At 72.9% G+C, this 12,881-nt stretch carries 10 protein-coding genes; 8 read left to right on the top strand and 2 right to left on the bottom strand.

Annotation, left to right across the window (positions count from 1 at the left end; all coding sequences use genetic code 11):
- Positions 1 to 60: 60 nt before the first annotated feature.
- Both ACTVAJ_RS08655 and ACTVAJ_RS08660 read right to left on the bottom strand, forming a co-directional pair.
- Positions 61 to 924, bottom strand: a complete 864-nt coding sequence (locus ACTVAJ_RS08655; RefSeq protein ID WP_470387554.1) for a hypothetical protein — start codon at positions 922 to 924, stop codon at positions 61 to 63.
- A 390-nt stretch (positions 925 to 1,314) separates the two neighbouring features.
- Entirely contained in the window at positions 1,315 to 2,484 is a 1,170-nt protein-coding gene (locus ACTVAJ_RS08660; protein ID WP_470387555.1) for a DUF695 domain-containing protein, read from the bottom strand.
- 115 nt (positions 2,485 to 2,599) lie between these two features.
- On the opposite strand from ACTVAJ_RS08660, the gene mnmA reads away from it, so the two are divergent.
- The 8 genes from mnmA to gatA all read left to right on the top strand — a co-directional run bounded on the left by mnmA (position 2,600) and on the right by gatA (position 12,712).
- Complete coding sequence (gene mnmA / locus ACTVAJ_RS08665) at positions 2,600 to 3,712, top strand: tRNA 2-thiouridine(34) synthase MnmA (RefSeq protein ID WP_470387556.1); 1,113 nt, start codon at positions 2,600 to 2,602, stop codon at positions 3,710 to 3,712.
- Between the two features lie 121 nt (positions 3,713 to 3,833).
- Entirely contained in the window at positions 3,834 to 4,451 is a 618-nt protein-coding gene (locus tag ACTVAJ_RS08670) for a DedA family protein (protein WP_470387557.1), read from the top strand.
- A 219-nt stretch (positions 4,452 to 4,670) separates the two neighbouring features.
- Complete coding sequence (locus ACTVAJ_RS08675; protein WP_470387558.1) at positions 4,671 to 5,789, top strand: methionine synthase; 1,119 nt, start codon at positions 4,671 to 4,673, stop codon at positions 5,787 to 5,789.
- A 34-nt stretch (positions 5,790 to 5,823) separates the two neighbouring features.
- On the top strand, positions 5,824 to 8,082 hold the full coding sequence (gene ligA, locus ACTVAJ_RS08680) for an NAD-dependent DNA ligase LigA (RefSeq protein WP_470387559.1): 2,259 nt from the start codon (positions 5,824 to 5,826) through the stop codon (positions 8,080 to 8,082).
- A 99-nt stretch (positions 8,083 to 8,181) separates the two neighbouring features.
- Positions 8,182 to 8,583, top strand: coding sequence for a VOC family protein (locus tag ACTVAJ_RS08685; protein ID WP_470387560.1), 402 nt, complete (start codon positions 8,182 to 8,184; stop codon positions 8,581 to 8,583).
- 182 nt (positions 8,584 to 8,765) lie between these two features.
- The gene (locus ACTVAJ_RS08690) at positions 8,766 to 10,877 is read left to right on the top strand and encodes a putative bifunctional diguanylate cyclase/phosphodiesterase (protein ID WP_470387561.1); all 2,112 of its coding nucleotides are present in this window, start codon (positions 8,766 to 8,768) and stop codon (positions 10,875 to 10,877) included.
- A gap of 41 nt (positions 10,878 to 10,918) precedes the next feature.
- Positions 10,919 to 11,218, top strand: a complete 300-nt coding sequence (gatC, locus tag ACTVAJ_RS08695) for an Asp-tRNA(Asn)/Glu-tRNA(Gln) amidotransferase subunit GatC (RefSeq protein WP_470387562.1) — start codon at positions 10,919 to 10,921, stop codon at positions 11,216 to 11,218.
- Positions 11,219 to 12,712 carry an Asp-tRNA(Asn)/Glu-tRNA(Gln) amidotransferase subunit GatA gene (gene gatA / locus ACTVAJ_RS08700; RefSeq protein ID WP_470387563.1) on the top strand — a complete coding sequence of 498 codons (1,494 nt, stop codon included), beginning with the start codon at positions 11,219 to 11,221 and terminating at the stop codon, positions 12,710 to 12,712. It abuts the gene before it with no gap.
- Positions 12,713 to 12,881 lie beyond the last annotated feature (169 nt).

Here is a 12,881-nt window from a genome sequence, read left to right on the forward strand (position 1 = left end):
GAGTGACCACGCGCGCGGGAGAACCTGGAAAACCTGTCGGGGACCCGGTCGGGGAGGGGCTCAGCCGGTGACGGCCCCGACGAGGCGGTCGCGGTCACCGGACCTCTCCGGGCGCAGGTCCGGGACCAGGCCGACGAGGTTGGTGGGGACGCCGCCCGGTTCCGAGGCCACGCTGACGACGGCACCGTCGTCCAACCGGACGCGCAGCTCGTCCGGGGTGCCCGGTCCCCGGTCCATGAGGACCGTCCCGTCCGACGCCCGGCACCGCACCCCCGGGAAGTCGCAGCCCGCGCGGACACCCTCGTCGTCGGGGTCGATCAGCTCCGAGTCACCCCACGACAGCACGTGGACGGTCGCGCCGCCCGCGTGCCGGTAGGTGAGCCGCAGCCCGCCGTTGACCTCGTGGACCTCCTCCGGGGTCCATTCGGGATGGTCCAGGACGCCGATCGTGTGCTCGAACCCGGTGATCTGCTCCCGCGCGTGTTCGGCGCCCGCCCACGAGCGCATGAGGTCCGACAGCAGGGGGAGCGACACCAGTGCCGTCGCGGCCACGGCCGCGGCGACCAGCGGGCCGGGCGCTGCCGGGGACGGGAACCGCTCCACCAGCAGGCACGAGCCCAGGGCGGCGGTGGTGATCGTCCCGGTCAGGAAGGCGATGTTGACGGTGAGGCCGCCCGGCAGCGGGGTGGCCGCCGGGGCCAGGTAGGCCACGACCACCGGTGTGGCCATGGCGGTCGCGGTCACCAACGCGGCGATCATGGTGGGATGTCGGATACCCGACCCCTCCAGCCAGCGCGCCGCCAGCCACAGCATCAGCAGGATGGCCCCCACGATCACCGGGGCGAGCAGGAGGACCCACTCGACCGCACCGCTCAGCGCCAGCGCCCGGGCGGCCTCCCAGACCCCGACCGGGAACAGCGCCATCAGCGGGGATCCGACCAGACACAGGGTGAGGAGCGCGCCGACCGCGGATCTCCTCGGCCGGCGTGTGGGCGATCGTGTCAGCACACCGTCCATCACAACCCGGATCATCCTCCTGGCGGGGAGGACACGTTACGCCTGTTCAGGCTTGGGCGCCAGATGTCCGGCACAGGGTCCGCGCTTGACGTACGCCCCCGAGGGTCGGGATCCGGTCAACGGCCGGTGTTCGGGCGGGATTGCGCCGGGATATTCCCCGGGGCCGTCGGGAGGGGCGAACTGTTCCTTTCCTGACAGTTCCACCGGGGTCCACGCGACGCGGACCCGTTGCGGGGAACCCGTGGTGCGGGACCCGCCGGCGGGCCCTCTCCCGCGCGCCGGGGGCGGCCCAGCGTCCTAGGACCCCAGCTCGCGCCGGTACTGGCGGCGGAAGGCGTTGAACCAGGCCCACTCGGGGTCCAGTTCGCTGCGGAGCTTGACCTTCCCCTCCGGCCAGTCGACCAACTGGGCCTCGAACTCGGGCAGCACCCCCGACTCCGGGTCCAGGTAGAAGTGGTAGTGGCGCTCGCCGCGCTCGGTCTTCTGGGCGAACAGGGCCCCGTTCTCGCCGAGCACGCCCTCCAGCCGCGCCTCCAGGTCGCCTAGGGCCGCCTCGGATGCCTCGACCGGCCGCTTCTCGGCGTCCATGGCGGCGAACGGTACGACCACCTGCACGTAGAGGGAGAGCGCGGGGAAGTCGCGCCGGGTGAGCGGGTGGCGGACCAGGACGCGCACCGCACCGAACAGCGGGTGCGTGCCCTCCAGGGTCACCCAGCCCCCGGCACCGCCCAGCAGGTCGGCCATCTGCCGGGTGACGGAGGGCATCGACGTGGGCGGCAGCGGGTCGAGCGGCGGCTCGTCCAGGGAGTCGACCCTGCCGATCCACCGCACCATGTCGTCCTCGCCCAGCGCCAGGAGGGTGACGTCCTCGGCCACGCCCTTGCGCACCTCCTCGGGCAGGAACATGTTGTCGGGGTGGTAGACGCCGACCTCGATCTTTCCGGTGGCCTGGTTCACGCGCAGGGACACCGACGTGTGTGACAGGTCCAGCTCGTGGCCGCCCCAGGTCAGCACCGACGACAGGCGTTCGTGGTCGGCCGGGCGGACCGGCTGGAAGCCCCACTGCTCGTCGTCGGGGGCCGAACGGGCCCAGCGCTCGGACATCACGCGGGCGGAGTCGGAGGGGCCGGGGCGGAGCGTCATGGCGTAGGTGGGGCCACCGGTCAGCCTGGACGGGTCGTCCAGCGCGGCGAGCTGCTCCAGGAGCGCGCTCGGATCGACGTCCGGGGACAGGTCCAGGTCCTCGACGCCACCGCCCTTCTGCTCCGGCGGGCGCCCCACCTCCCAGTCGAGGTCGGGATGGATGTCCTTGACCAGGGAGGTGACACGGTCGGAGACCTCGGCTGGAGCCGGCTGGGCGGACTCCACGGCGTTGGCCAGGGCTTCACGCACCTCGGGCCAGGCGTCCCAGAAGGCGGTGACGGCGGTGGTGGAGTCGGCGGGGCGGCGACGACGGAACAGAGCCATACGACGATTTTCGCAGAAGCCCGCGACCACCCTCGCCGCGCACCTGGCGGGTCGGCCGGGAGCGGGGTATTCGCGTGGCCGGGACCCCCGCACGCCGCATACGCTGGACGGCACTATGACTTTGCGTGTACTGGCAGCCATGTCCGGCGGGGTCGACTCCGCGGTCGCCGCGGCCCGGGTGGCCGAGGCGGGCCACGACGTCACCGGCGTCCACCTGGCCCTCTCCAAGAACCCGCAGTCCTACCGCACGGGGGCGCGGGGCTGCTGCACGGTGGAGGACTCCCACGACGCCCGGCGCGCCGCCGACGTCATCGGCATCCCCTTCTACGTGTGGGACATGTCCGAGGAGTTCGACCGCGAGGTGGTGCAGGACTTCGTCGCGGAGTACGAGGCGGGCAACACGCCCAACCCGTGCCTGCGGTGCAACGAGAAGATCAAGTTCGAGGCCGTGCTCGACCGGGCGGTCGCCCTGGGCTTCGACGCCGTGGCCACCGGACACCACGTGCGCAAGCTCGACGGCCGCCTGGTGCGCAGCGTCGACGAGCGCAAGGACCAGTCCTACGTCCTGGGCGTGCTCACCGCCGAGCAGCTCGACCACGCCATGTTCCCGCTGGGCGACTGCACCAAGGACGAGGTGCGCGCCGAGGCCGAGCGCCGGGGCCTGTCGGTCGCGGACAAGCCCGACAGCCACGACATCTGCTTCATCGCCGACGGCGACACGGCCGGGTTCCTCAACCGGAGGATCGGCGCCCGACCGGGGCCGATCCAGGACGAGGACGGCAACGTGGTGGGCACCCACGAGGGGTCGCACACCTTCACGGTGGGCCAGCGCAAGGGCCTGGGGCTCGGCGGGGCGGCGCACCCGCGCTACGTGCTCTCGATCGAGCCGGTGGACAACACGGTCACCGTCGGGCCGCGCGACTCCCTCAGGGTCGACCGGATCACCGGGGTGCGGCCGGTGTGGAGCGGATGCGCGCCGCTGACCGAGCCCACCGACTGCCGGGTGCAGCTGCGCGCCCACGGTGAGGTGTACCCGGCCAACGTCGTGCAGCGCGACGGCGAGGACGGGCCCGAACTGGCGGTGCGGCTGACCGAGCCCGCCACGGGTGTGGCGCCGGGGCAGGCGGTGGTGGTCTACGACGGCGACACCGTGCTCGGGTCGGCGACGATCTCGGCGACCGCGAGGGCGCAGGAGGCCGGAGCGGGCTCCTCCGGGGCCTCCCGCTGACGCCCGGTCCTCGCGCATGACCTGGACTGTTGGGAGGAACACCCTCCGCGGTGCCCGCCCCCTCTTGTCGAAGTTAGGTAAGGCATAGCATAGTTGCGGGCGAGATGAGGGGGCCTGGTCCATGCCTGAGTTCGGTTTCCTGGAGGGACAGCCTTTCTGGATCGTCTACTTCACGCTGCTCGGCGTGATCCTGCTCCGGGTGCAGGCCACCTACTGGATCGGCCGGGGGCTGGGCGAGGGCGTGTCCCGCAGCAGGACCGGCCGGCGGCTGGGGCCCCGCCTGGAGGCCGCGCGCGAGCGCATCGACCGCTACGGCGCCCCCGTCGTGACCCTGAGCTTCCTCACCGTGGGGGTGCAGACCGCCGTCAACCTGTCGGCGGGCGCGATGCGGATGCGGTTCGGCCGCTACCTCGTGGCCATGGCCCTCGGATCGCTGATCTGGGCGGGGCTGTGGTCGGTCGTGTTCTCCGGGGTGGTCGGCGCCTGGTGGGAGCTCTTCCTGAAATCGCCGTGGGTGGCGGTCGGGGTGATGGCCCTGGCGGTGGTGGTCGTCGGGGCGCTCGTCCTGCGGGCGCGGCGCCGGGAGAGTCCGCGGGCCGGGACCAGCGATCGGACCGGTACGGCGACGAGCGGTCGCACGGATGCGGCGGCCGACGCGGGGGCGGACGGATCCGTCGGCGCGGAGGGGACCGGACCGATGGCGGTCCACAGGCCGTCGGGTCCGGGTGGCGGCGGGTAGGGACCGGCGCCCACGCCCGATCACGGGGGCGCCTCGCACCTCCGTCCAGGGCACCCGAAACCCCCGATCCGAGTGTCCCCCGAACGTTCCGGCCCGGCCGGAGCCGTCCCCGCGGCTGCGGACGCGACCGCACCGGGTCCCGGACACGGTGAGCTCCCGGACACGACCGCGCCCGCGGTCCCGCACCCGACCGCCTCCGTTGCCCTAACCTTGGGCAACGTGAGCGAACAGCACCCCTACCCCTGGCCCGACGCCTCCGCGACCGGTGTCGGGTCCTGGCCGGGCGAGGACCCGGACGAGGCCGTACGCACGATCCTCGGCGAACTCCCCGACCTCCCCCACCTGCCCGAACTCCCCGCGCGCGGCGTCGGCGCCGACATGGTCGGCCGCACCGGCGGACTTCTCGTCGACTTCCCCGTCGAGGTCCAGCCCAGCGGGTGGCGGGTCGCCGACAGCCCCGGCCGCGACCTCGCCCGCGCCACCAGCCTCATGTCCTACGACCTGGACGCGCTCACCGAGCACGCGCACGGCTTCACGGGATCGCTCAAGGTCCAGGTGGCCGGTCCCTGGACCCTCGCCGCCTCGGTCGAACTCCGCTCCGGCCAGCGCCTGGTCTCCGACCCCGGCGCCCGCCGCGACCTCGCCGAATCCCACCTCGAAGGCGTCCTGGCCCACGTCGCCGAGGTCCGCAGGCGCGTCCCCGGCGCGCGGCTCCTCGTCCAGGTCGACGAACCCTCCCTGCCCGCGGTCCTCCTCGGCTCCCTCCCCACCGCCAGCGGGTACGGGCGGCTGCCCGCCGTCGACCGCGTCCACGTCGAGGCCGCCCTGCGTGTCCTCTTCGCCGCCCTCGACGACGCCGGGGCCGTCCCCGTCGCCCACTGCTGCGCCGCCGGGGCCCCCATCGACCTCATGCGCCGCAGCGGCGCCCGCGCCCTCAGCCTCAACGCCCTGCTGCTCGACCGCGACCACGACGAGATGCTCGGCACCGCCGTCGAGGCCGGTGTCGGGCTGCTGCTCGGTGTCGTCCCGTCCCTGGACGGCACGCCCGCCGAAGCCCGACCGTCGTCCGCCACCGCCCGGGGGCCGCTGCGCGGAGGGGCCGGGCGCACCCGGCGAACGCCTGCGGCGCGCTCCCCCCGACTGTCCGACCCGGCCGCTACCGTCGATCCCGTACGCGAGCTTTGGAACCGGTTGGGAATCACCCCTGACCTGCTCTCCCGCGCGGTGGTCACCACCCCCACGTGCGGTCTTGCGGGTGCCTCGCCCGGGCACGCGCGGGCCGCCCTCACCGCGGCACGCGCGGGGGCCCGGGTCCTGCGGGACGAGCCCCGCAGGTAGACCCGCCCCGGGGCCGCGACCGCAGCAGGCGAGCATGAGAGCAGCAGAAAGGCAGGACGTGAGCGCGCACGACGACACCATCCACATCCCCGACGAGGCCCGCGCCCGCCACGAGGAGCTGTGCCAGGAGCTGGACGACTACAGCTACCGCTACTACCTCGGCACACCCATCGTCTCGGACGCCGAGTACGACACCCTGATGGAGGAGCTGCGCGGCATCGAGCAGCGCTTCCCCATCCTCGTCACCCAGGACTCACCCACCCAGAAGGTCGGCGCGCCCATCAGCGTCGACTTCACCGAGGTCGAGCACCTGGTCCGGATGGAGAGCCTGGGCAACGCCTTCGACGTCGACGAGCTCAACTCCTGGGCCGACCGGGCCGGTGCCGAGGTTCCCGTCGCCTCCTACCTGTGCGAGCTGAAGATCGACGGCCTGGCCGTGGACCTCGTCTACGAGAGGGGCCGCCTCGTGCGCGCGGCCACCCGCGGCGACGGCCGCGTCGGCGAGGACATCACCCTCAACGTCCGCACCATCGACGTCGTCCCCGAGCGCCTCGACGATTCCGTCCGGCCCGCGCCCGAACTCCTGGAGGTGCGCGGCGAGGTCTTCCTGCCGGTCGAGGCCTTCGAGAAGCTCAACCGGCGCATCACCGACGCGGGCGAGCACCCCTTCGCCAACCCCCGCAACGCCGCCGCCGGATCGCTGCGGCAGAAGGACCCCCGGGTCACCGCCACCCGCCCGCTGTCGATGATCGTGCACGGTGTGGGCGCCTACGAACCGGCGGGCGGCGGGGACGCCCCCGACGGCGTCGCCCTCACCAGCCAGTCCCAGGCCTACACCCTCCTCGGAGAGTGGGGGCTGCCGCTCAGCGACCGCTACGAGGTGGTCGACTCGATGGCGGCGGTCCGCGCGTACGTCGCCCGCTACGAGCGCGACCGGCACGTGCCCGCCTACGAGATCGACGGCATCGTCATCAAGGTCGACGACTTCTCCCTCCAGCGCCGGCTGGGCTCCACCAGCCGCGCCCCCCGCTGGGCGATCGCCTACAAGTACCCGCCCGAGGAGGTGACCACCAAGCTCGTCGACATCAAGGTCGGCGTGGGCCGCACCGGCCGCGTCACCCCCTACGGCGTCATGGAGCCGGTGGTCGTGGCCGGGTCCGAGGTCGAGTTCGCCACCCTCCACAACGCGCAGGAGGTCGCCCGCAAGGGCGTGCTCATCGGCGACACCGTGGTCCTGCGCAAGGCGGGCGACGTCATCCCCGAGATCGTCGGCCCGGTCACCGACCTGCGTGACGGCGGCGAGCACGAGTTCGTCATGCCGGAGAACTGCCCCGAGTGCGGAACCAGGCTCGGCCAGCAGAAGGAGGGCGACGTCGATCTGCGCTGCCCCAACGCCCGCTCCTGCCCGGGCCAGCTGCGCGAACGGGTCGCCTTCATCGCCGGCCGCAAGGCCCTGGACATCGAGGCGCTCGGCTACGTGGCCGCCACCGCGCTCACCCAGCCGCTCGAACCCGCCGAGGCGCCGCTGCGCGACGAGGGCGACCTGTTCGACCTCACCGTCGACCAGCTGCTGCCCATCCGCACCCACGTCCTGGACCCCGACACCACCGAGCCCAAGACCGACCCCAAGACCGGCGATCCCAAGGTGGTGTCCTTCTTCGCCAACAAGCAGGGGGAGCCGAAGAAGACCGTCGAGAAGCTCTTCGAGCAGCTGGAGGAGGCCAAGAAGAAACCGCTCTGGCGGGTCCTGGTGGCCCTCTCGATCCGGCACGTGGGTCCCCGCGCGGCCGAGGACCTGGCCCGCCACTTCCGCTCGCTCGACGCCATCCGCGAGGCGAGCGAGGAGGAGCTGGCCTCCGTCGACGGCATCGGCCCGACCATCGCCACGTCGATCCGCGAGTGGTTCGAGGTCGACTGGCACGCCGAGATCGTCCGCAAGTGGCGCGACGCCGGTGTCCGCATGGAGGACGAGAGGTCCGACGAGTACGAGACGGACGTGCTCAAGGACGTCACCGTCGTGGTGACCGGCGGTCTGGAGGGCTTCACCCGCGACAGCGCCAAGGAGGCGATCGCCGAGCGCGGGGGGCGCGCGACGTCGTCGGTGTCGAAGAAGACCGGCTTCGTGGTGGCGGGGGAGAGCCCCGGCTCCAAGTACGACAAGGCGGTCAAGCTCGGCGTGCCGATCCTCGACGAACAGGGCTTTGGGATCCTGCTCGAATCAGGCCCGGAGGCCGCCGCCGAGGCGCGGATCAACCCGCCCGCCGACGAGGACGGGGGCACGGAGTCCCCCTAGCGCCGCCGCCGGGGTGGGGCGGCCGCCGCCGTCCCACCGAGGGCCGCGGACGACCACGACAGGGCGCTCGCCCTCCACCGTGACGCCCTCGGCCTGGAGGTGCGCGACGACGTCAGCTTCGAGGGGATGCGCTGGGTGACCGTCGGGCCGCCCTCGCAACCGGACGGGGACATCGTGCTGGAACTGCCCGTCGCCGATCCGAACGCCTCGGCGCAGGACCGGCGGTCCATGGCGGAGCTGTTGGCCGAGGGGGTGCCGCGCGGTGTCATCTGCGCCACGGACGACTGCGACGCCACGTTCGAGCGCGTCGGCGCGGCGGGCGCCGAGGTGCTCCGGGAGCCGACGGGCCAGCCCCGCGGCGTCCGCGGCCGCGCCTTCCGCGACCCCTCCGGCACCACGTACGCCGCGCTTCACCCAGCCGCTCGGGTAGCGGGACCGGAACCCGCAGGCGCTGCGACCGCCGTCGTCCCACCCATGTTACGCACCGTGTTTCACGGATAGTTTCTGGCGTGCGACAGTTGGTGATGAAACCGCGTAAGCTGGACATCAAGCGCCCGGATGTGGACACATCCAAATCCCGGATTCGGCTATGAGGGGTGGCCGTCTCGTGGGAACCTCGACACTCAGGAGCGGCGGTGCCACCCGCGCCGTCGTCCTCCGCGTCCCCCTCACGAGGACCACGGATGAAGGACCCCATCAGTACCAGGGACATCGGTCCCCGCGTCGGGACACCACTCTGGCTGTACATGGCGAGCACCATGCTCGCCGGACTGGGCCTGCTCGTCTTCGCCAGCCTCGAACTCGGCCTCGCACAGCTCCAGGCGCTCATGTCCGAACCGCTCCTGTGGGTCCTGCTGTGCATGATCGTCCTCGGCGAGCTCCGGCCGATCTCCATGCCCGGCCAGCCGCCCAACAGCGGCACCCCCACCTCCCTGCCCTTCTCCTTCGCCGTCGTCCTCTTCTTCGGGCTGCCCGTCGCCGCCCTCCTCCAGGCCGTCGCCACCGGGGTCGGCGGCTTCGTCCGGGGCCACGCCGCCCACCGGACCGCGTTCAACGCCGCCCAGTACACCCTCTCCCTGGGCGTCGCCGACGCCGTCCTGCGCCTGGTCCTGCCCGCCGTCCTGGCCGTCCCCTGGATGCCCGGCGGAGGCGAGCTCCTCGCCGTCGCCGCCGCGGGGGCCGCCTACTTCGCGGTCAACCGCGTCCTGGTGATGTGCGCCGTGGCCATGCACGAACGCTCGCCCCTCGCCCAGGTCATGTACAAGGGACTCGGCCAGCAGGTCTACGTCAACGGCGTCCTGCTCAGCCTGGCTCCGCTCGTCGTCACCGCCATGACCCACTCCCTGCTCTACGTGCCGCTGTTCGCCGTGCCCCTCGGCGCCCTGTACACCAGCGCCCAGCTGTCGGTGAAGCGCGACCACCAGGCCAACCACGACGAACTCACCGGCCTGGCCAACCGCAGCCGACTCACCGTCCGCGCCCGCCAGGAGATCGGCCAGGCCCAGCAGCGCGGCCGCAGGGTGGGCCTGCTCCTGCTCGACCTCGACCGGTTCAAGGAGGTCAACGACACCCTCGGCCACCCCACCGGCGACCGCCTCCTCCAGACCGTCGCGCAGCGGCTCACCCACAGCGTGCGCCCCGGCGACCTCGTCGCGCGGCTCGGCGGCGACGAGTTCGCCGTCCTGCTGCCCAAGGTCCGCGACACCGCCTCCGCGAGGGAGGTGGCCGCCCGACTGCGCGACGCCCTCGCCGAGCCCGTCCGGCTCGACGGCATGGACTTCGACCTGGAGGCCAGTATCGGCATCGCGCTCTTCCCCGGCGACGCCCCCGACTTCGAACTGCTCATGCAACGCGCGGACGTGGCCATGTACGTGGCCAAGAGCGGCCGGACCGGCGTCGAGTCCTACGACCCCGGCAAGGACCGCAACTCCACCGCGCGGCTCAGCCTCTTCAGCGAACTCCGGCGCGGCCTGACCGAGGGCGCCCTGGAGATGTACTACCAGCCCAAGGTCTGCCTCGCCGACGGGCGCCCCGTCGGCCTGGAGGCCCTGGCCCGCTGGCGCCACCCCTCCCGGGGCCTGCTCGCCCCGGAGGAGTTCATGCCGGTCGTGCAGCAGTCCAACCTGTTCCGGGCCTTCACCGGCCAGGTCCTCGACACCACCCTCGCCCGCGTCGCGGACTGGCGGGAGGGCGGGATCGACCTGCCCGTCTCCGTGAACCTGAGCATGCGCGAGCTCCTCGACCCGGCGCTGCCCGCCACCGTGGCCGCCGCGCTGCGCGACCACGGCGTCCCGCCCGAGCAGCTCGTCCTGGAGATCGGGGAGCAGGCACTGATCACCGACACCGAGGCCGCCACCGCCGCCGTGCGCGCGCTCCGCCGTCTGGGCGTCGGGCTGGCCCTCGACGACTTCGGCACCGGCCACTTCACCCTCGCCCAGCTCGCCGGCCTCCCCCTGGACGAGGTCAAGATCCACGAGTCCTTCACCACGCGCCTCACCGACGACTCCGACAACGGCCACACCGTCGTGCGCGCCGCCATCGCGCTGGTGCGCGCCCTGGGCATGAACGCCACCGCCGAGGGCGTCCAGACCCGGGAACTCGCCCAGGCCGCCCGCGACACCGGCTGCCACACCGCGCAGGGGCACTACTTCGCCCCCGCGCTCGCCGCCCGCGACGTCACCGGCTGGCTCGGCGGGCGGGGCCGCGGCGTCCCGTCCGGCGCGTCCGGCCGCCAGCCCTCCGCGTGTCACCGCTTCCTTCCCCGGTCGGCACCGGGACCGGTCACGGAGCCATAGGATTGGGGCGGTACACCAAGTCCGCCGAAGAAATGGTTCTGATGACCGCCATCACCCGCGATGAGGTCGCGCACCTCGCCCGGTTGTCGCGGCTGGCGCTCGACGAGGGCGAGCTCGACACACTCGCCGGCCAGCTCGGTGACATCCTCACCGCCGTGGCCAAGGTGCAGGAGGTCGCCAAGGGCGACATCCCGCCCAGCTCGCACGCGCTGCCGCTGACCAACGTCTACCGTCCCGACGAGGCCCGGCCCTGCCTCACGCCCGAGCAGGCCCTGTCCGGGGCCCCCGCGGTGGAGGACCAGCGCTTCCGGGTACCGCGGATCCTCGGGGAGGAGGAGTAGATGAGCCAGGTCGTCAGCCTGACCGCCGCCGAACTCGGCGCGGCCATCCGTTCGGGTGAGGTGTCCTCCGAGGAGGCCACCACGGCCTACCTGGACCGGATCGGCGCCGTCGACGAGGAGATCGGCGCCTTCCTGCACGTGGGCCGCGAGTCCGCGCTCTCCCAGGCCCGCGCGGTGGACGCCCGTCGCGCAGCCGGTGAGGAGATGGGGCCGCTCGCCGGCGTCCCCGTGGCGCACAAGGACGTGTTCACCACCAAGGACATGCCCACCACCGCCGCCTCCAGGATCCTGGAGGGCTGGCAGCCGCCCTACGACGCCACGGTGACCGCGCGCCTGCGCGAGGCCGGGCTCGTCATCCTGGGCAAGACCAACATGGACGAGTTCGCCATGGGCTCGTCCACGGAGAACTCCGCCTACCAGGTCACCCGCAACCCGTGGGACACCGACCGCATCCCCGGCGGCTCCTCCGGGGGCTCCTCCGCGGCCGTGGCCGCCTTCCAGGCGCCCCTGGCCACGGGCACCGACACCGGCGGCTCCATCCGCCAGCCCGCCGCCGTGTGCGGCCTGGTCGGCGCCAAGCCCACCTATGGCGGCTCCTCCCGGTACGGGATGATCGCCTTCGCCTCCTCCCTGGACACCCCCGGCCCGTTCGCGCGCAACGTGCTCGACGCGGCCCTGCTCCAGGACGCGTTCTCCGGCCACGACCCGCACGACTCCACCTCCATCGACGCGCCGGTGCCGCCGATCGTGGACGCCGCCCGCCAGGGCGAGATCGACGGCCTGCGGGTCGGCGTGGTCAAGGAGCTGGACAGCGACGGCTTCCAGGCGGGCGTGCGCCAGCGCTTCCACGAGACCATCGAGCTCCTGGAGTCCCTGGGCGCCAAGGTCGTGGAACTGTCCTGCCCGAGCTTCGACGCGGCGCTGTCGGCGTACTACCTCATCGCCCCCAGCGAGTGCTCCTCGAACCTGGCCCGCTTCGACGCCATGCGCTACGGCCTGCGCGTCGGGGACGACGGCACGCGCAGCGCCGAGGAGGTCATGTCGCTGACCCGCGCCCAGGGTTTCGGCGCCGAGGTCAAGCGCCGCATCATGCTGGGCACCTACGCCCTGTCCAGCGGCTACTACGACGCCTACTACGGCAGCGCCCAGCAGGTGCGCACGCTCATCAAGCGCGACTTCGACGCCGCCTTCGAGAACGTGGACGTGCTGGTCTCCCCGACCACGCCGACCACCGCGTTCCCGATCGGCGAGCGCCTGGACGACCCGATGGCGATGTACCTGGCCGACCTGTGCACGATCCCGTCCAACCTGGCCGGGAACGCGTCGCTGTCGGTGCCGTGCGGCCTGGCGCCCGAGGACGGCCTGCCCGTGGGCTTCCAGATCATGGCTCCGCCCCTGGCCGACGACCGCACCTACCGGGTCGCGGCGGCCGTCGAGCGCGCCCTTTCCGAGCGCGACGGCGCCCTGCTCGCCCGCAGCCCCTACGCGGTCTAGCCCGTCTCCGCTCCGGTCCCGCGGGGGCCGGATCCCGCCTGTGCCCGCCGTGTCCGACACGGCGGGCACACGCGTGTACGGACGGGGCGGCGACCGGCGTCCGCCGCGGGGGGCGTCCGGCTCCGCGACCCGCCGACACGGCTGTCCACACACAGAACGAGGGGCCCGT

The organism is Nocardiopsis sp. KDC1DS13DA1, from assembly GCF_055632325.1.

What these genes read in the sequence shown, in the direction of transcription:
- ACTVAJ_RS08655 (WP_470387554.1), bottom strand. Translation starts at nt 924, where the DNA reads ATGGCGCTGTTCCCGGTCGGGGTCTGGGAGGCCGCCCGGGCGCTGGCG.
- ACTVAJ_RS08660 (WP_470387555.1), bottom strand. Translation starts at nt 2,484, where the DNA reads ATGGCTCTGTTCCGTCGTCGCCGCCCCGCCGACTCCACCACCGCCGTC.
- mnmA (WP_470387556.1), top strand. Translation starts at nt 2,600, where the DNA reads ATGACTTTGCGTGTACTGGCAGCCATGTCCGGCGGGGTCGACTCCGCG.
- ACTVAJ_RS08670 (WP_470387557.1), top strand. Translation starts at nt 3,834, where the DNA reads ATGCCTGAGTTCGGTTTCCTGGAGGGACAGCCTTTCTGGATCGTCTAC.
- ligA (WP_470387559.1), top strand. Translation starts at nt 5,824, where the DNA reads ATGAGAGCAGCAGAAAGGCAGGACGTGAGCGCGCACGACGACACCATC.
- ACTVAJ_RS08690 (WP_470387561.1), top strand. Translation starts at nt 8,766, where the DNA reads ATGAAGGACCCCATCAGTACCAGGGACATCGGTCCCCGCGTCGGGACA.
- gatC (WP_470387562.1), top strand. Translation starts at nt 10,919, where the DNA reads ATGACCGCCATCACCCGCGATGAGGTCGCGCACCTCGCCCGGTTGTCG.
- gatA (WP_470387563.1), top strand. Translation starts at nt 11,219, where the DNA reads ATGAGCCAGGTCGTCAGCCTGACCGCCGCCGAACTCGGCGCGGCCATC.